The organism is Roseateles sp. P2_H4 (genome assembly GCF_056403315.1).
On sequence record NZ_JBFUFR010000047.1, the window covers coordinates 16,042 to 33,524 of the forward strand.

Here is a 17,483-nt window from a genome sequence, read left to right on the forward strand (position 1 = left end):
TGAAGCCCGTGACCGTCGCTGCGCTGAGCAGCCTGGCCCTTGCCATTGCCCTGTCGGCTGCAGCCCCGCTGCAGGCCCAGACGGCGCCCGCCGCCGTCGCCTCCCTCGAGCAGATCTTCCGCGCCGAGCCCTACCGTGGCGAGAACGCCAAGGAAGCCAGTTTCAGCCGCAGCGGCCGCTATCTGGCCTATCTCTGGAGCCCCTTCGGCGAGCCCGGCACCGACCTGTGGGTGCATGACACCAAGACGGGCAAGACGACGCGCATCACCTCGCCCCAGGTCATGGCGGCCTTCGAGTCGCCCGAGGACATGGAGCGCTTCGACAAGAAGCTCAAGCAGCGCAACACCGAATACGCCGAGCGCCAGGTTCGCGAGGTCGCGCAGCAGGCCTATCTGCGTGGCGACAAGGTCGACCTGTCGCAATGGGAGAACGCCCAGCTGGCCATCCTGAAGAAGGAACTGGCCGAGAAGAAGGTCAAGGACGACGCCCAGAAGGCCGCCGACAAGGCCGAGGCCGAGGCCGAGAAGCAGGCCATGGCCGCGCTGGCGGCCAAGCGTGCCGGCAAGCCCGTGCCTGCGGCTGCGCCGGCATCGGCCGCCTCCGCCGCCGACAAGAAGGACGACAAGGAGAAGGAGGTCTGGGAGCTGCGCGACGAGCTGAAGAAGAAGCTGGCCCGCGAAAAGCTCAAGCCCAGCGACCTCTACCCCGGGCCGACCCAGTTCGCCTGGGCGCACAAGGCCGACGAACTGGTCTTCCAGTACCGCGGCGGCCTCTACCGCTGGAAGGCCGACGACAAGGCGCCGGCCGTGCTGCCGCTGGTGGCGACGCAGCGCGAGCTGCGCCTGGTGGGCTACACGGGCGACGACAGCGGCGTGCTGTTCAACGACGACACCCGCGTGCTGCGCACCAGCTTCAAGCTGCCTGGTGTGCAGGTCGTCAACCGCGAGCTCATCCATGGCGACGATGAGCAGCAGAAGAAGTACAAGATCGACCAGACCGCCATCAGCGAGGATGGCCGCTGGATGTCGCTGCTCGCCAGGGCGCCGCTGAAGACGGCCGACGACAAGCCGGCCCCGCCGCCCAAGCAGGTCGAGATCATGAATTACAGCGAACGCTGGGCCACGGCCAAGAAGGTCAACCGCGAGGTGTCGGACGACAAGCGCAGCGAGAAGCCGCTGGCCCTCTACATCCGCCAGGTGCCGCCGGGTGACGCGTCGCCGCGCAAGCAGGCCGAGCCGGTGTTCACCAACGCCGGCGGCGACGTCTGGTTCGAGATGAGCGACGTGGCCTGGGCGCGCGACGGCAGCCGCTATGCCTTCACGACCTGGGAGCGCGACAAGGAGCTGCTGCGCGTCTACCTCGGCAATGCTGAGGAAAGCGCCAAACCCGAGATGGTGCTGGAGCGCCGTGGCGATGTCGGCCACGAGGTGGTCAATGTCCTCAAGCCGCGCTTCACGCCGGACGCCAAGACGCTGGTGCTGACGCTGGACGAAGGCGGCTGGCGCCAGCCCTATGCCATCGACGTGGCGAGCAAGGCGCTGCGCCCGCTGGTCAAGGGCGAGTTCGAGGCCCACCAGGTTGTCGGCTTCACGGCCGACAGCAAGGCCATGTTCGTGCTGGCCAACCAGGGCGACACGGCGGCCATGAATGTGCTGCGTGTCGACCTGGCCAGCGGTGCCACGCAGGCCGTGGGCACGGCCGGTGAATTCCACCGCGCCGCGGCCTCATCCGAGGACGGCCGCTGGGTGGCCGCCAACGCCGGCAACTGGGCCCAGCGCCCCGAGCTCAAGCTGCTGGCCGCCGACGGCAAGGCGGCACCGCGCACGCTGACCGACAGCAGCGACAAGGCCTGGGCCCAGCTCAAGCTGCTGCAGCCCGAGCGCTTCAACTTCACGAACCGCCATGGCGACCGCATCGAGGCCTATGTCTTCAAGCCCGCCGGCTGGAAGGCCAGCGACAAGCGCCCGGCCATCGTCTACGTCTACGGCGGCCCGCTGAACGACCGCCACATCGTCGAGGTCGACAGCTTCCAGAACACCGCCTACCTGTTCGGCCAGTACATGGCCGCCAAGCATGGCTATGTGACCGTCGCCGTGGACCCGCGTGGCCACAGCAACTATGGCCGCAAGTTCTCCGATGCCAACTGGGAGCGCGCCGGCGAACCCCAGGCCGAGGACCTGGAAGACCTCGCCAAGCTGCTGCCCGCGCAATACGGCGTCGACGCCCGCCGCATCGGCCTGAACGGCTGGAGCTTCGGAGGCTTCCAGACCCAGTACACGATGTACACCCGGCCCGACGTGTTCGCTGCCGGCATCGCCGGTGCCGGCCCGACGGAATGGGAGAACTACAACAGCTGGTACAGCGGCCGCACCATCGGCAAGGCCACCGACCGGACCAAGCCGGTGCTGCGCAAATACTCGTTGCTGCCGCTGGCCAAGGGCCTCAAGAAGCCGCTGATGCTGGTGCACGGCATGCAGGACCCGAACGTGCTCTACCAGGACACCGTCAACGTCTACCGCGAGCTGCTGGACTCGGGCAAGGAGTCCCTCGTCGAGCTCTTCCTCGACCCGGACGGCGTCCATGCCCTGGGCGGCGTCGTCAAGCCGGCCGGCTGGCACCGCAAGTACGAGGCCTTCTGGGTGCGCAACCTCGGTCGCGCTGCTCCCTGATCCAAGGTCAGGGCAAGGGCCGCAGCTGCGTCGCCAGCACTTCCTCGGCCACCTTCTGGCCGAGGCGGTAGCCCACATCGATCGAGTTGCGGAAGTGCACGCCGCTCCAGACGCGTGAGTTGGCCAGCTCCTGGCCCATGGCCTCGGGCGTGGCCCAGCTGCGCGTCATCGACAAGGTCGAGTTGACCCAGACCAGCGGCGCCTGGCTGCCGCCGCGGAAGTTGGCCAGCAGCGTCTGCAGATTGCCGCCGCCGGCGGCGCCGCCCGAGGGGTAGTCGCTGTTGGGCGGTGTGTGGATCAGTGGTTCCCACGCCGCGTCGCGCAGCCTGGCATCGGCAAAGGCGCCGCGCAGCGCGTTGTGGGGCCGCCAGTGGCGGTACTTGGTCTTCAGGCCGACATAGACGATGCGCGTATCGAGGTCGGCCATGTCCATCAGCGCCAGCATGCGGGCGAATTCCAGCGGCGTCGCCTTGTTGGCCTCAGCCAGGGTCTTGAGCATCGCCACGGCGTCCTCGCCCTCGCCGGAATTCCAGAACAGCGCGATGACCGACTGCTCGCCTGTGCGCTGCGTGCTGACCCGGCCGCCAACGGCCTTGACCTCGGCGAGGTCGCGTTGCGCGATGGCGCTGCCGACGGCCGGCGGCGGGCCGGGGTCGTAGGCGGCGACGTCCTTGATGCCGAAGGGCTTGAGCCTGGCCAGCCCCACGCCGGACTCCTGCTTGTATTCCGGCGTCAGCACATGGATGCCGGGTGCAGCCTCGACCTTGGGTGGCTCGACGCGGGCATGGCTGTCGTCGGCCCGCAGGGCCAGCAACGCCAGCGCGACGCGCCGGCCCAGGGCCACGCCCTTGGCGCGGGCCGTTGCATCGGTGGCCGCCTTCAGCGAGGCCTCGTAGGTCTTGTCGAGCAGGGCCTGGTCGGCGCCCGGCACGCTGCCGAGCACGACGCGCGCGGCGGAGGCGACGGCGGCGTCAGGCGAGGCGTCGGGCACGGGCACCGGTGCCGCGCCATAGGCCTGGTAGCGCGGCGTGATGGCATTCAGCGCGTTGAACATCGCCAGGTCGGTCAGCAGCGTTGCCGGCTGGACCTGGCCGCGCGGCGATTTCTGCAGCACCTTGGGCGTGGCTTCGGCCCAGTCGCTGACGACGTCGGCATGTGCCGCAGACGCCAGCAGGACCAGCAGCAGGACAGTGAGCTTGAGCATGAACTTCTCCCTGAGCAGCAAAGGGGCGACGCTACGCCGTGCGACCGGGCGCGGCAAGACCTGCCCTAAGCTGTCGGCCATGGTGACCCCGCCTCCACCGCCCGACGAAGACCGCCGCCTCGCCCGCCTGGCGGCGCTGGCCGTCATGGACAGCGAGCCCGAGCCGCTGTTCGACCACCTGACCGCGCTGGCCGCGCAGATCTGCGGCACGCCCGTCGCCCTGCTCGGCCTGCTGGACGAGCGCCGCCAATGGTTCAAGGCCGCCGTCGGCTTCGGCCGCAGCGAGACGCCGCGGGCCTTGACCTTCTGTGCCCACACGCTGCTGGCCGACGGCCTGTTCGAGGTGTGCGACGCGCGCCTGGACGAGCGTTTCGTCGAGCATCCCGACGTGCTGGCCAGCCCGCCGCTGCGCTTCTACGCCGGCGTGCCCATCCGCCTGGACGATGGCAGCCACCCCGGCACGCTGTGCGTCGTCGACTTCAAGCCGCGCGAGCTGACCGAGGCCCAGCGCGAGGCGCTGACCCGCCTGGCCGACGCGGCCGCCGAAGCGCTGATGATGCGCGAGCGCGCCTTGGGGCTGGCCGGCGACGAGGCGGCAGAGCAGCCTTTTCGCGTGCTGGCCGAGACGACGCCGCTGGGCATCTTCCGCACCGATGCGGCGGGGCACTTCATCTTCACGAATGCGAACTGGCAGCGCATCTGCGGCCTGTCGGCGCGCGCGGCCCTCGGTGAAGGCTGGGCGGCGACGCTGACGACCGAGGACAGCAGCTCGGTGCTCGACCACTGGCAGCGCTGCATCGAGCTGCGCCAGCCCTTCGAGATGCGCTACCGGCTGCGACGCGGCGGCAACGGCCACGGCGTGCGCCAGGTCTGGGCCCGGGCCCGGCCGCTGCTGGCGCCGGACGGCGGGCTGCGCGGCTTTGTCGGCATCACGGAGGACGTGACCGACCGCATCAGCGCCGAGCGCGAGCTGCGCGACAGCAAGGTGCTGCTGGACCGCACCGGCCGCGTCGCCGGCATCGGCGGCTGGAGCCTGGACCTGCAGACCGAGGAAATCGTCTGGAGCGACCAGACCTGCCGCATCCACGACCTCGAGCCCGGCCACGTCCCTTCGCTGGAAGAGGCCATCAACTACTACAAGCCCGAGGCGCGCACCGTCATCCAGGCCGCCGTGCAGCGGGGCATGCAGCATGGCGAGGCCTGGAGCCTGGAGCTGCCGCTGGTGACGGCCAAGGGGCGCGAGATCTGGGTGCTGTCCCAGGGCCAGGTGGACTGGCAGGACGGCGTGCCGGTGCGGCTGGTGGGCGCCTTCCAGGACGTCACCGAGCATCACCGCGCTGCCGTCGAGCTGGAGCACAACCGCCAGCGGCTGCGGGCGCTGTACGAGTCGACGCCGGCGCTGATGCATTCGGTCGACGCGGCCGGCCGCGTGCTCAGCGTGTCCGACCGCTGGCTGGAACGCCTGGGCTACAAGCGCCAGCAGGTCATCGGCCGGGCCATGGACGATTTCATGACGCCCGAGTCGTCGCAGCAGGTGCGCGACATCTACCGCCCCGCCATGTGGCGCGACGGGCATGTCAGCGACTGCCCCGTGCAGCTGATCTGCGCCGACGGCCGGTTGCGCGACGTGCTGGTCTCGGCGGTGGCCGAATACACCGCCTCGGGTCAGCCGCTGCGCGCGCTGGCGCTGGTGGACGACATCACCGAGGACCTGCAGCGCCGCGCCGAACTGGCCCACGAGCAGCGCATGCGCCGCCAGACCGAGCGCCATGTGCAGGAGCTGGACCAGTTGCTGCACGAGCGCTCCGAGATGCTGGACGTGCTGGCCCACGAGGTGCGCCAGCCGCTGAACAACGCCAGCGCCGCGCTGCAGGGCGCCGCCGCCAGCCTGGCCGGGCGTGGCGAGCGCCAGGCGCAGGAGCGGCTGACGCGCGCCCAGGCCGTGCTGGGCACGGTGCTGGCCGGGGTCGACAACACCCTGGCCGCGGCCAGCCTGCTGGCCGGTGGCGGGCGCGTCGCCCGCGAGGACACCGACATCGACACGCTGATCGCCGTGACGATTGCCGACCTGCCGCGCGAGCAGCGCGACCGCATCGTCGTGCACCGCCACACCGCCACGCGCACCGCGCTGATGGACATGAGCCTGCTGCGCCTGGCCCTGCGCAACCTGCTGTCCAACGCGCTGAAGTACGCACCCGGCGTCAGCCCGGTGACGCTGCACGTCATCGACTTCGACGAACCCGCCGTGCTGCAGTTCGAGGTGGCCGATGCCGGCCCCGGCATTCCGCGCGAGCTGCTGCCACGCCTGTTCACGCGTGGCGCGCGCGGCAGCGGCCATGCCGGCGTCGGCGAGTCGGCCCACGGCCTGGGCCTGTACATCGTGCGCCGCGTGATGGACATGCACGGTGGCACGGCCGAATTGCTGCGCACCGGGCCGCTGGGTACCGTGATGCGGTTGAGCCTGCCGCAGGCCGACTAGATGCCGCCAAGCGTGATGGCCGACACGACTTTTACGGCTGAAACCGTGCCGGGTCACGCGACGCCGCGCTGCGGTCCCGCTAGGCTGCGGGCCCCATGGATCGTGCTGTCATGAAGAAGGGCCCGCTCAGCCTGCGCAGCCAGCTCAGCCTGGTGCTGGGCGGCCTCGCGCTGGCCATCCTGACCGGCGTCGGCGGCTACCTCGGCAACCTGGCGACCGATGAGCTCTACACGGCCCAGCAGTCGGCCGTGCGGGCCACGGCCCAGGCCGCCGCCGAGCTGCTGGCCACCCAGCTGCGCGACCGCGAGCGCGAGATCGAGCTGCTCAGCATCGCACCCCATCTCGTGGACGGCAAGCTTGACGCCGCTGCCGTGCGCGAGGCGCTGGACCGCCGCCAGGCCCTGCACGACGAGTTCGCCTGGATGGGCGTCGCTGCCCCCGACGGCATCGTGCTGCAGGCCACCGGCGGCATGCTGACCGGGCGCTCAGTGGCCCAGCGCGAATGGTTCATCGCGGCACGCGAGCGTGTCTATGTGGGCGATGTGCACGAGGCCAAGCTGCTCGCCACCATGCTGCCCTCCCAGCCCAATGGCGAGCCGACGCGCTTCATCGACTTCGCCGCCCCCATCCGCGATGCCGAAGGCCGGCTGCGCGGCGTCGTCGGCGCCCATGCGCACTGGCGCTGGATCACCGGCATCGTCGACGGCACGGTACGCCGCCAGCAGCCCGGCAGCGGCATCGACGCCCTCATCCTCGACCGCCAGGGCCGCATCCTCTACCCGGAGGCGATGAAGCTCGCCCAGAGCGCCGGCGCGGCCGTGCTGCCCAGCAACCTCGCCAATGGCCGCATCGAAGGCCGGCAGACCTTTGGCGACGGCAAGGAATACCTGACCAGCGAGGCCGCCCTGCAGGCGCGCACCAATGCCGAGCTCGGCTGGCGCATCGTCGCCCGCCAGCCGCTGGAGCAGGCCATGCGCCCGGTGCGCGAGCTGCGCCGCGAGCTGGTGCTGCTCGGCCTGATGATGGCCACCGCGTTGACGCTGGCCGCCCTGCTGCTGGCGCGGCGCATCAGCCGGCCCGTCGAGCAACTGGCCAGGATCGCCCAGCGCGTCGAGGCGGAGCGCCGCATCCCCGAATTCCCCGCCGAGCCGGCGGCCCGCGAGCTGGCCCAGCTCAGCGATGCGATGCAGTCCATGGCGACGTCCCTGCTCGACACCGAGCAGCAGCTGCAGAAGACCAATGCGACGCTGGAGGCCCAGGTCGAGCAGCGCACCGCCGAACTGCAGGCCGCCAACGCGGCCCTGGAACACCTGGCCACGCGCGACCCGCTGACCGGCCTGCACAACCGCCGCAGCCTGGACGCGCGCCTGGCCGAGGCCCAGGCCCTGGACCGCCGCTACGGCGTCAGCAACGGCCACGTGCACGGCCTGCTGCTGGTGGACGTCGACCATTTCAAGCGCGTCAACGACGTGTATGGCCACCCGGCCGGCGACGCCGTGCTGCGCCAGCTTGCCGCCATGCTGCAGGCCAACGTGCGCATCAGCGACGTCGCGGCCCGCTTCGGTGGCGAGGAGTTCGCCGTGCTGCTGCCGGAGCTGGCCGGGCCGCTGGAGGCCGTCATGGCGGCCGAGAAGATCCGCGCCGCTGTCGAGGCCGCAACCTTCCCCGAGGTCGGCAAGCTGACCATCAGCATCGGTGTCAGCCTGGCCTCGCCGGATGACGAGTACGTGGGCCCGCTGATCGCGCGCGCCGATGCCGCGCTGTACGAGGCCAAGCGCGGCGGACGCAATGCCGTCGTGTTGAAGACGGCCGCAGTCGTGGCTTGAACCGCGGCGGGTCTGGAGGCGGCCCGACAGGCGGGGTCAAGAACTCCCCGCAGCCGCCGCCGCCGGTGCCTCCTAGGCTTGGGCCCATGTTGTCCCTGGCCACTTCCGCCCCTGCCACGCTGCCGCACAGCGTCTGCTGGGGCCGCCTGCCAGCGGAGATCAGCGTCTACACGGCGGCCGAGTTGCGCTCGCAGTGGCTGGTCGAGCTGGAGAGCCGCGCCGGCGACGCCGAGGTCATCGAGCTGGATGGATCGGCCGTCGAGCAATTCGACGCCGCCGGTGCCCAGAGCCTGCTGGCCCTGGCGCATGCCCTCAGCGCGCGCGGCCAGCGCCTGCAGCTGACGCGGGCCAGCGACGTCCTCGCCCATGCCTGCCGGGCTCTCGGCCTGGCCGACCTCATCGCATCCACCGCCAGCGAGCCGCAGCCATGAGGGTCGCCTGATCGATGTTGTTGCAGGAACTGCGCGAGTCCACCTGTGTGCGACTCGCCGAGCTGATGCAGGAGGCGGTGGGGCTGAGCTTCTCGACGGCCGGCCGTGCCGTGGTCGCGTCGCGCCTGGCGCCGCGGCTGCAGCGTCTGGGCCTGGACAGCTATGAGGCCTATGTCGCGCTGATCGCCGGCGCGGACGGCGCTGCCGAGCTGCAGCTGGCCATCGACCTGCTGACCACCGGCGACAGCCATTTCTTTCGCGAGCCCGCCCACTTCGAGCTGCTGGAGTCCGAGCTCAGCGGCATGCGCCTGCCGCGCCTGCGGCTGTGGAGCGCGGCCGCGGCCTTCGGCGACGAGGCCTACAGCCTGGCCATGCTGCTGGCCGACCTGCAGCAGGCCGGCCGCATCGGCGCCGACTGGTCCGTCCTCGGTACCGACATCAGCGAGCGCGCGCTGCGCGCCGGCTTCGAGGCCATCTATGCCGAGGACAGGCTGCGCCAGCTGACGCCCGAGCGGCTCAGGCGCTACGGCGTGCGCGGCAAGGAGGGGTCGGCCGGCCTGATCCAGATGCAGGCGGCCCTGCGTGAGCGTGTCGACTTCATGCGGCTGGACCTGCGCCAGCCGGTGGGCGAACTCGGGCCCTTCGACGCGGTCTTGCTGCGCCATGCGCTGCTCTATTTCGACGCGGCGACCCGGCAGGCCGTCGTCGGGCGCGTGCTGGCTCAGCTGCGGCCCGGTGGCCTGTTCTTCATCGGCGCCGGCGAGGACCTGAGCCTGGCGGGCCTGGAGAAGCTGGCGCCGGGCGTGTTCAGAAAACAGGCTTAGATCAGCTGCAGCGGCGCGCGGAAGACATAGCCGACGCGCGACTTGCTTTGCAGCGGCACCAGCGTGGGCGTGGCGCGCTCGATGCGCCGGCGCAGGCGGTAGATGGTGGCCGACAGGCCGTCGTCGGTCTCGCCATCGGGCACTTCCCGGCCGAGCTTGTTCAGCAGGGCCTCGCGCGTGACCGGTTCGCCATTGGCCTGGGCAAAGCATTCCAGCAATTGCCGATCGGCCTCGCTCAACTGGATGCGCGTGCCGTCGGGCACGACGAGTTCGCCGCTGGCGCGGTCCAGCTTCCAGACCGCATCGGCTGCCGATGGCTTGGCGACGCGGCGCTGCACGGCGGCGATGGCCAGCGACACCTGCTCGAACTGCACCGGCTTGACGAGGTACATGTCGGCACCGGCCGTGATGACCTCGCGGAAGACCTCGGGGCCCAGGCGGCCGGACACGACGACGACGCCGGCGTCGGTGCGCCGGCGCAGGATCTTGATGAGCTCGACGCCGTTGACGCCGGGCAGCATCAGGTCGACCAGATAGAAGTCGAAGTTGAAGGCCTCGGGCGAGGCCAGCAGGGCGTTGCTGTCGTCGAAACGGCTGACCGCGATGCCCTGCTGCTCCTGCAGATGCTGGGTCAGGAACTCGGAGTACTCAGCGTCGTCGTCGATGAGGGCGAGGGTCTTGGGGTGCATGGCGGCGTTGGACACGGGAGCAACCGCGGAGTTTGCCGCATGACTGAGGCGTCAGGGCGTCTCGGAAAGCCATCGGAACGTGGTTTGCTGCACGCTTTGGGTCATAAATGACTGACACTAGATGGGCGCTGTGATAAATCAAGCCGCCAGCGAGCGGCACGAGGAGACCGCGATGGACGACGACGTTCAAGACGAAGGCCCCGACGAGTTGGACTGGCTGCAGCCCGGTCATCGCTTTGCACCGGCGGAGGCGTTGCGGCGCATCCAGGCGCTGTGCGCGGCCTGGCCCGATCTCTATGCCGCGATGTTTCTCGTGCTGGCCACCCACCAGGAGCTGCCGCGCGACATGCTGGCCGCGGCCATCAAGCAGTTCCGCGCCGACCTCGACGCCTACACCCGCGATGATGTCGTCAGCCTGCTGACGGCGATCTGGAACGGTGGCAAGAGCGGCTTCGACGCGGTGCTGCGCACGCGCGCCAATTCACCCAAGAAGGGCGGCGGCGCGTTCTCCTGGGTGAAGGAGTAGCGGCTACTTCTTCAGGCCGAGGGCTGCCCAGCCCTCGTGCCCCAGCTTGTCCAGCGTCTCGAGGTTGTTCTCGTAGATGGAGGCCGTGTCGGGCATGGACTCGACGGCGCGCTCGATGCTGTCCTCGCGCAGGATGTGCAGCGTGGGGTAGGGCGAGCGGTTGCTGTAGTTGGCGATGTCGTCGGGCGTGTTGCCGTCGAACTGGTAGCCGGGGTGGAAGTCGGCGATCTGCAGGATGCCGTCGAGCTTGAGCTCTTCCACCAACCCGTCTGCCGCGTCGAGGAAGTCGTTGAAGTCGAGGAAGTCGGTCAGCACGTTCGGATGGATGACCAGCGTCGTGTCGACTTCCTCGGGGTCGGCGCGGTTCAGCGCCAGCAGCTCGTGCGCCAGGTCCTTCAGCAGCTGTTCCGGATCGGTCGCCTCGCTGACGACATAGCGGATGCGCTCGTTGACGTGCACGGCTTTCGCGAAGGGGCAGAGGTTCAACCCGATGACGGCCTTGACGACCCAGTCGCGGGTGTCCTGGATGATCTGTTCGGAATTCATCGCGGCGTGTTCAACCACTGTTCAGCCATGCGCACCCACATGGAGCCGCCCAGCGGGATCAAATCGTCGTTGAAGTCGTAGCTGGGGTTGTGCAGCGTGCAAGGTCCCATGCCATGGCCGCCGATGCGGTGCTCGCCTTCGCCGTTGCCGATGAGGAAATAGCAGCCGGGCTTGTCCAGCAGGTAGTAGCTGAAGTCCTCGGCGCCCATCGTCGGCTCGAACTCCTGCACGTTGTCGGCACCGACCATGTCGGCCAGCACGCGGCGCGCGAACTCGGTCTCGGCGGGGTGGTTGATGGTCGGCGGGTAGTTGCGGCGGAACTCGAACTCGGCGGTGAGCTCGAAGGCGCCGGCGAGCTGCTCGGTCATCTCCTTCATGCGGCGCTCGAACAGGTCCAGCAACTCCAGCGTGAAGGTGCGCACCGTGCCTTCCATGACGACGGAGTCCGGCACGACGTTCGTCGCCTCACCGGCGTGGATCATCGTCACGGAGATGACGCCGGGGTCGATGGGGCGCTTGTTGCGGCTGACGATGGTCTGGAAGGCCGTGACGAGCTGGCAGGCCGCCGGCACGGGGTCCAGGCCGAGGTGGGGCATGGCGGCGTGCGAACCCTTGCCCCTGAGCGTGATCTTGAACTCGTTGCTGGACGCGAACACCGGGCCGCTCTTCAGCGCGAACTGGCCGGCCTTCATGCCGGGCCAGTTGTGGGCGCCGAACATGGCCTCCATCGGGAATTTCTCGAACAGGCCGTCCTTGATCATCTCGCGGGCGCCGCCACCACCTTCCTCGGCGGGCTGGAAGACCAGGTAGACCGTGCCGTCGAAGTTGCGGTGCTTGGCCAGGTGCTTGGCCGCGGCCAGCAGCATGGCCGTGTGGCCGTCGTGGCCGCAGGCGTGCATGCGGCCGAGATATGAACTGGCGTGCGGAAACTGGTTGCGCTCGGTCATCGGCAACGCGTCGATGTCGGCACGCAGGCCGACGGCGCGGTCGGATGTGCCGTTCTTGACGATGCCCACCACGCCGGTGGTGCCGAGGCCGCGATGGATGGGGATGCCCCAGTCGGTCAGCGCCTGGGCGATGACGTCCGCGGTGCGCTGCTCGTGGAAGCAGAGTTCGGGGTGCTTGTGCAGGTCACGGCGGATGGCCGTGATGGCCGGCGCGTCGGCGAGGATGGTGTCGATGAGCTTCATGAGAGGGTGACTTCAGGCTCTGTAAGGGGTCGAGTTTAGGATTGCGGCCGTGAATCTGCGTCGCAACGTCCGCGGCTGGCTTTTGTGGCTGGCCTTTCTCCTGCCCCTCGCGCAAGCGATGGCAGGGGTGCATGCGCTGTCGCACGTCAGTGCCGACCGCCAGGACGATGGCATCGCCCACCTGGTTCATTGCGACCTCTGCCTGACCGCCGCCGACCTTGGCACGGGCGCGCCGGCCGCCGAGCCGGTGGCCGTGGTGGCCGATACGGCCACGCATGCCGCCCCGCTGGTGGCCCGCGGCGGTGCGCCGCGCGCCGTCAGCCTCGGCCTGCCGCCCGCCCGGGCACCCCCCGCTTCCGCCTGAACTCCAGCCTTCCCGCGCCTGAAACCGGCGCGGGTGTTTGCGTTTTCTTGCGGAAGTACCCCTCATGCGTTCCTTTGCCCTGGCGCCCCTTGCGGCTGCCTGCCTCGTTTCCCTTTCCGCTCACGCCGAGCCCGCCGAATCCCTCGACAAGGTCGTCGTCACCGGCAACCCGCTGAAGAGCCAGGTGCTGGCCCAGCCCAGCGATTCCCTCGGTGGTGACCAGCTGGTGCTGACCCGCGCCGCCAACCTCGGCGACACGCTGCAGGGCCTGCCCGGCGTGGCCGCCACCAACTTCGGCCCCAATGCCAGCCGGCCCAGCATCCGCGGCCTGGATGGCGACCGGGTGCGCATCCTCAGCAACTCGGGCGCGTCGGTGGATGCGTCCAATCTCAGCTTCGACCATGGCGTGGCCATCGACCCCCTGGTCATCGACAAGGTCGAAGTGCTGCGCGGCGCCGCGGCGCTGCTGTATGGCGGCAACGCGGTCGGCGGCGTCGTCAACACGCTGGACAACCGCATTCCCCGCACGCTGATCGATGGCCTCAGTGGCGCGGCCGAGGTGCGCCTGGGCGGCGCCTCGCGCGACAGGAGTGGCGCCCTCGTGCTGGACGGCGGCAGCGGCCAGCCGCATGCCGGTTTCGGCTGGCACGTCGACCTGTCCGGCCGCGATGCCGGCGACCAGGCCGCGCCGCGCTTCGACAGCGAGGGTGAAAGCCGCACCAGCGTGCGCAACTCGGCCGCCCGCAGCCATGGTGGCGCGGTGGGCGGCTCGGTGTTCTTCCAGGGCGGCTTTGCCGGCGTGTCGGTGGACGACTTCCACACCAACTACGGGACGACGGCCGAGGAGGACGTGACCATCCGCATGCAGCGCCAGCGCCTGGCCACGGCGGGTGAGTGGGCGACGGCCGACGGCCCCATCCACCGCATCAGCTGGCAGCTCAGCCGCAACCGCTATGAGCACCAGGAGGTGGAAGGCACGGGCGAGGTCGGCACGACCTTCAAGAGCACCGGCACCGATGGCCGCGTGGAGGTGGAGCACGCTGCGATCCAGACACCGTGGGGCCCTGTCAAGGGCCTGATCGGCCTGCAGACCGAAGCGCTGGACTTCTCCGCCCTGGGTGAGGAGGCCTTCGTGCCCAGCACCCGCACGCGCAACACCGGCGTCTTCCTGCTGGAGCAGGCGAGGCTTGCCGGCGTGGACTGGTCGGCTGGCGCGCGCACCGAGAGCGTGACGGTGGACTCCGACGGTGGCGAGCGCTTCGGCGCGGCGGCATCCAGGCGCTTCAAGCCCGTCAGCGTCGCACTCAGCGGCGTCTATCCGCTGAATTCGGCCTGGAGCCTGAGCGCCAACCTGAACCGCACCCAGCGTGCGCCCGCCTACTACGAGTTGTTCGCCAATGGCCTGCATCTGGCCAGCGCCGCCTACGAGCGTGGTGACGCCAACCTCGGCCTGGAGCGCTCCAAGGGGGCCGACATCGGCCTGAAGTGGGAAGGCGATGGCAGCCATGTGCATGTCAACGTCTACGAGACGCGCTTTGCCAACTACATCGCGCTGCAGGCCACCGGCGAGACGGCCGACAACGACGGCGAGGCGGTGCCGGTCTACAACTTCCAGGCCGTCCCGGCTCTACTGCGCGGCGTCGAGTTCGAAGGCCGTTGGCAGCTGCACCCTGCCGTTGCGCTGCTGAGCCAGCTCGACGCCGTGCGCGGCGACAACCGGGCGACGGGTGAGCCGCTGCCCCGGCTGGCGCCGCTGCGCGCCATGCTGGGCCTGGAGGCCAGGCAGGGCGACTGGTCGGGCAAGCTGGAATGGCGCGGTTCTGCGCGCCAGAGCCGGGTGGCCCAGTTCGACACCCCGACCCCCGGCTACGGCACCGTGCGCTTGAGTCTTGCCCGCCAGCTGCGCTGGGGCCAGACGGACGCGCTCTGGTATCTGAAGTTGGACAACCTGGGCAACAAGCTGGCCTACAACGCGACGGCCGTGCCGACCATCCGCGACCTGTCGCCCCAGCCAGGTCGGTCGGCGAGTACAGGGTTGCAACTGCGTTTCTGACGGTCGAAGGCGGTGTACAACCGTGCATGCCGCCCACGCACCGGGCGGTATGCACGCAAGTCGTGCGTGCACGCACCAGAAGCTTCTTCTTGCGCGGGCGCGGAACTTGCGTCGCACGGCAGGGAACAGGAGCGACGATGCAGACCGCCTTTGACGAGATGAATGCGGCAGGGTCGAACAAGACCCGCGCCCACTACGAGTCCTATGCCCGCTGGCTGGCCGAACAGCCCGAATCGCTGATGCGCGAGCGGCGCGAGCAGGCCGAACTGATCTTCCGCCGCGTTGGCATCACCTTCGCCGTCTATGGCGACAAGGACTCGGGCGAAGGCACCGAGCGCCTCATCCCCTTCGACCTGATCCCGCGGGTCATCCCGGCGTCCGAGTGGACGTCCATGCAGGCCGGCCTGGCCCAGCGCGTGACGGCGCTGAACCGCTTCATCCACGACGTCTATCACGACCAGGAGATCCTGAAGGCCGGCATCGTGCCCGCCGACGAGATCCTGAACAACGCCCAGTTCCGCAAGGAGATGATGGGCGTGGACGTGCCGGGCAATGTCTACAGCCACATCGCCGGCGTCGACATCGTGCGCGCCGGCAATGCCGACGGCACGGGCGACTACTACGTGCTGGAGGACAACCTGCGCGTGCCCAGCGGCGTGAGCTACATGCTCGAGAACCGCAAGATGATGATGCGGCTCTTCCCGGACCTGTTCGTCAGCCACCGCATCGCGCCGGTGGCCCATTACCCCGACCTGCTGCTGGACACGCTGCGCAGCGTCGCGCCCTCGGGGGTGTCCGACCCCACTGTCGTGGTGCTGACCCCGGGCATGTACAACTCGGCCTACTTCGAGCACGCCTTCCTGGCCCAGCAGATGGGCGTGGAGCTGGTCGAGGGTCAGGACTTGTTCGTCGACGGCGGCTTTGTGTACATGCGCACGACGCGCGGCCCCAAGCGCGTGGACGTCATCTACCGCCGCCTGGACGATGACTTCCTCGACCCGCAGGTCTTCCGTGCCGATTCGCAGCTGGGCTGTGCGGGCCTGGTCGGCGCCTACAAGGCCGGCAAGGTGACGCTGTCCAACGCCATCGGCACGGGCATCGCGGACGACAAGTCCATCTACCCCTATGTGCCGAAGATGATCGAGTTCTACCTCGGCGAAAAACCCATCCTGCAGAACGTGCCGACCTATGTCTGCCGCGAGAAGGAGGGCCTGGCCTACACGCTGGCGCATCTGTCCGAGCTGGTGGTCAAGGAGGTGCATGGCGCCGGCGGCTACGGCATGCTGGTCGGCCCGGCGGCGACCCAGGACGAGGTCGAGGCCTTCCGCGCCCGGCTCATCGCCAACCCCGGCAACTACATCGCGCAGCCGACGCTGTCGCTGTCCAGCTGCCCGACCTTCGTGGAGAGTGGCATAGCGCCGCGTCACATCGATCTGCGACCCTTCGTGCTGTCGGGGTCGTCGGTGCGCATGGTGCCCGGGGGCCTGACCCGGGTCGCGTTGAAGGAGGGCTCCTTGGTGGTGAACAGCAGCCAGGGCGGCGGCACCAAGGACACCTGGGTGCTGGAAGACTGAGGGAGAGAACCAGATGCTTTCTAGAACCGCTGACCATCTTTATTGGATGTCGCGCTACATCGAGCGCGCCGTTCAAGCGCACAGCGCTTGCGCCGAAGGCAAAACACCGCGACGCGCGCCAGCGCGTGCTGTGTTCTCGGCCAACGATTCGGAGTCGAAGCATGCTGTCTAGGACTGCTGACCATCTCTATTGGATGTCCCGCTACATCGAGCGGGCCGAGAACACCGCGCGTCTGCTCGACATCGCCTACCAGACCTCCCTGCAGCCGCAGTCGGCCAGCGAGTCCGAGCAGACCTGGCGCAGCCTGGTATCCATCTCCGAGCTGAACAGCCTCTATGGCACCAAGTATGCGGAGATCAACGGCCGCAGCGTCATGGAGTTCATGGTGGCCGACGAGGCCAACCTGTCGTCCATCTTCAACTGCCTGCGCGCCGCGCGCGAGAACGCCAGGGCCGTGCGCGGGGCGCTGACGACCGAGGTCTGGGAGACCATGAACCAGACCTGGCTGGAGTTCCGCCGCCTGCTGCGCGAAGGCCTGCTGGCGCGCGACCCGTCGCAGCTCTTCGAGTGGGTCAAGTACCGCAGTCACCTGTCGCGCGGCGTGACGGTGGGCACCATGCTGCAGGACGAGGCCTTCCACTTCATCCGCATCGGCTCCTTCCTGGAGCGGGCCGACAACACGGCGCGGCTGCTGGACATCAAGTTCTATCGCCAGGACGAAACCGGCACGGAGCGCGACGCGGCACGCGACTTCTACTACTGGTCGGCCGTGCTGCGCTCCGTGTCGGGCTTCGAGATCTACCGCAAGGTCTACAGCAACGTCATCCAGCCGGACAAGGTCGCCGAGCTGCTGATCCTGCGCCCCGACATGCCGCGCTCGCTCTCGCATTGCATGACGCGCATGCAGGCCAACCTCAAGCGTGTGGCCAACCCCCAGTCCGACGAGACCCTGCGCCGCGTCGGCCGCTTGGAGGCCGAACTGGCCTATGGCCGCATCGACGAGATCCTGGCGCAGGGGCTGCACCCTTTCCTGGATGGCTTCCTCGCCGAGGTGGCCGACCTCGGTGCCGCCATCAGCCGCGACTTCCTTGTTCCTTCGACTTGAGC

The 17,483-nt window shown here is 69.2% G+C and carries 15 protein-coding genes; 11 read left to right on the top strand and 4 right to left on the bottom strand.

The features are described from left to right. Nucleotides 1-8: 8 nt before the first annotated feature. On the top strand, nt 9-2,669 hold the full coding sequence (locus AC1DW3_RS26165) for a S9 family peptidase (protein ID WP_477936455.1): 2,661 nt from the start codon (nt 9-11) through the stop codon (nt 2,667-2,669). A gap of 7 nt (nt 2,670-2,676) precedes the next feature. On the opposite strand, the gene AC1DW3_RS26170 is transcribed toward AC1DW3_RS26165, so the two are convergent. After that, nucleotides 2,677-3,873, bottom strand: coding sequence for a vanadium-dependent haloperoxidase (locus AC1DW3_RS26170; RefSeq protein WP_477936407.1), 1,197 nt, complete (start codon nt 3,871-3,873; stop codon nt 2,677-2,679). Here AC1DW3_RS26170 and AC1DW3_RS26175 point away from each other — a divergent pair. The 4 genes from AC1DW3_RS26175 to AC1DW3_RS26190 all read left to right on the top strand — a co-directional run bounded on the left by AC1DW3_RS26175 (nt 3,872) and on the right by AC1DW3_RS26190 (nt 9,433). Further along, complete coding sequence (locus AC1DW3_RS26175) at nt 3,872-6,352, top strand: sensor histidine kinase (protein WP_477936409.1); 2,481 nt, start codon at nt 3,872-3,874, stop codon at nt 6,350-6,352. The genes AC1DW3_RS26170 and AC1DW3_RS26175 overlap by 2 nt on opposite strands. A gap of 110 nt (nt 6,353-6,462) precedes the next feature. Next, a complete protein-coding gene (locus AC1DW3_RS26180) occupies nt 6,463-8,178 on the top strand; it encodes a sensor domain-containing diguanylate cyclase (RefSeq protein ID WP_477936411.1) in 1,716 nt (571 codons plus the stop codon). Between the two features lie 86 nt (nt 8,179-8,264). Further along, nucleotides 8,265-8,609, top strand: coding sequence for an STAS domain-containing protein (locus AC1DW3_RS26185; protein WP_477936413.1), 345 nt, complete (start codon nt 8,265-8,267; stop codon nt 8,607-8,609). 14 nt (nt 8,610-8,623) lie between these two features. After that, the gene (locus AC1DW3_RS26190; RefSeq protein WP_477936415.1) at nt 8,624-9,433 is read left to right on the top strand and encodes a CheR family methyltransferase; all 810 of its coding nucleotides are present in this window, start codon (nt 8,624-8,626) and stop codon (nt 9,431-9,433) included. Here the strand turns inward: AC1DW3_RS26190 and AC1DW3_RS26195 are convergent. Beyond that, on the bottom strand, nt 9,430-10,122 hold the full coding sequence (locus AC1DW3_RS26195) for a response regulator transcription factor (RefSeq protein ID WP_477936417.1): 693 nt from the start codon (nt 10,120-10,122) through the stop codon (nt 9,430-9,432). The genes AC1DW3_RS26190 and AC1DW3_RS26195 overlap by 4 nt on opposite strands. A gap of 172 nt (nt 10,123-10,294) precedes the next feature. Here AC1DW3_RS26195 and AC1DW3_RS26200 point away from each other — a divergent pair, with 172 nt between their 5' ends. After that, nucleotides 10,295-10,648, top strand: coding sequence for a hypothetical protein (locus tag AC1DW3_RS26200; RefSeq protein ID WP_477936419.1), 354 nt, complete (start codon nt 10,295-10,297; stop codon nt 10,646-10,648). 3 nt (nt 10,649-10,651) lie between these two features. Here the strand turns inward: AC1DW3_RS26200 and AC1DW3_RS26205 are convergent, their stop codons facing one another. Continuing rightward, entirely contained in the window at nt 10,652-11,194 is a 543-nt protein-coding gene (locus AC1DW3_RS26205) for a DUF1415 domain-containing protein (RefSeq protein WP_477936421.1), read from the bottom strand. Then, nucleotides 11,191-12,384, bottom strand: a complete 1,194-nt coding sequence (locus AC1DW3_RS26210; RefSeq protein ID WP_477936423.1) for a M20 aminoacylase family protein — start codon at nt 12,382-12,384, stop codon at nt 11,191-11,193. Before AC1DW3_RS26210 ends, AC1DW3_RS26205 begins: the two co-directional genes overlap by 4 nt. Nucleotides 12,385-12,433: 49 nt before the next feature. On the opposite strand from AC1DW3_RS26210, the gene AC1DW3_RS26215 reads away from it, so the two are divergent. The 5 genes from AC1DW3_RS26215 to AC1DW3_RS26235 all read left to right on the top strand — a co-directional run bounded on the left by AC1DW3_RS26215 (nt 12,434) and on the right by AC1DW3_RS26235 (nt 17,481). Beyond that, the gene (locus tag AC1DW3_RS26215) at nt 12,434-12,748 is read left to right on the top strand and encodes a hypothetical protein (protein ID WP_477936425.1); all 315 of its coding nucleotides are present in this window, start codon (nt 12,434-12,436) and stop codon (nt 12,746-12,748) included. Between the two features lie 64 nt (nt 12,749-12,812). Then, nucleotides 12,813-14,801 carry a TonB-dependent receptor gene (locus AC1DW3_RS26220; protein ID WP_477936427.1) on the top strand — a complete coding sequence of 663 codons (1,989 nt, stop codon included), beginning with the start codon at nt 12,813-12,815 and terminating at the stop codon, nt 14,799-14,801. Between the two features lie 137 nt (nt 14,802-14,938). Then, nucleotides 14,939-16,375 (top strand): circularly permuted type 2 ATP-grasp protein, encoded by a 1,437-nt coding sequence (locus AC1DW3_RS26225; protein WP_477936429.1) that lies wholly within the window; start codon nt 14,939-14,941, stop codon nt 16,373-16,375. 13 nt (nt 16,376-16,388) lie between these two features. Next, nucleotides 16,389-16,547 (top strand): alpha-E domain-containing protein, encoded by a 159-nt coding sequence (locus tag AC1DW3_RS26230; protein ID WP_477936431.1) that lies wholly within the window; start codon nt 16,389-16,391, stop codon nt 16,545-16,547. After that, a complete protein-coding gene (locus AC1DW3_RS26235) occupies nt 16,537-17,481 on the top strand; it encodes an alpha-E domain-containing protein (RefSeq protein ID WP_477936433.1) in 945 nt (314 codons plus the stop codon). The genes AC1DW3_RS26230 and AC1DW3_RS26235 overlap by 11 nt, the downstream gene beginning before the upstream one ends. Nucleotides 17,482-17,483 lie beyond the last annotated feature (2 nt).

Coding starts and splice junctions, on each gene's coding strand:
- AC1DW3_RS26175 (WP_477936409.1), top strand. CDS start 3,872: ATGAACTTCTCCCTGAGCAGCAAAGGGGCGACGCTACGCCGTGCGACC.
- AC1DW3_RS26170 (WP_477936407.1), bottom strand. CDS start 3,873: ATGCTCAAGCTCACTGTCCTGCTGCTGGTCCTGCTGGCGTCTGCGGCA.
- AC1DW3_RS26180 (WP_477936411.1), top strand. CDS start 6,463: ATGAAGAAGGGCCCGCTCAGCCTGCGCAGCCAGCTCAGCCTGGTGCTG.
- AC1DW3_RS26185 (WP_477936413.1), top strand. CDS start 8,265: ATGTTGTCCCTGGCCACTTCCGCCCCTGCCACGCTGCCGCACAGCGTC.
- AC1DW3_RS26190 (WP_477936415.1), top strand. CDS start 8,624: ATGTTGTTGCAGGAACTGCGCGAGTCCACCTGTGTGCGACTCGCCGAG.
- AC1DW3_RS26195 (WP_477936417.1), bottom strand. CDS start 10,122: ATGCACCCCAAGACCCTCGCCCTCATCGACGACGACGCTGAGTACTCC.
- AC1DW3_RS26200 (WP_477936419.1), top strand. CDS start 10,295: ATGGACGACGACGTTCAAGACGAAGGCCCCGACGAGTTGGACTGGCTG.
- AC1DW3_RS26205 (WP_477936421.1), bottom strand. CDS start 11,194: ATGAATTCCGAACAGATCATCCAGGACACCCGCGACTGGGTCGTCAAG.
- AC1DW3_RS26210 (WP_477936423.1), bottom strand. CDS start 12,384: ATGAAGCTCATCGACACCATCCTCGCCGACGCGCCGGCCATCACGGCC.
- AC1DW3_RS26220 (WP_477936427.1), top strand. CDS start 12,813: ATGCGTTCCTTTGCCCTGGCGCCCCTTGCGGCTGCCTGCCTCGTTTCC.
- AC1DW3_RS26225 (WP_477936429.1), top strand. CDS start 14,939: ATGCAGACCGCCTTTGACGAGATGAATGCGGCAGGGTCGAACAAGACC.
- AC1DW3_RS26230 (WP_477936431.1), top strand. CDS start 16,389: ATGCTTTCTAGAACCGCTGACCATCTTTATTGGATGTCGCGCTACATC.
- AC1DW3_RS26235 (WP_477936433.1), top strand. CDS start 16,537: ATGCTGTCTAGGACTGCTGACCATCTCTATTGGATGTCCCGCTACATC.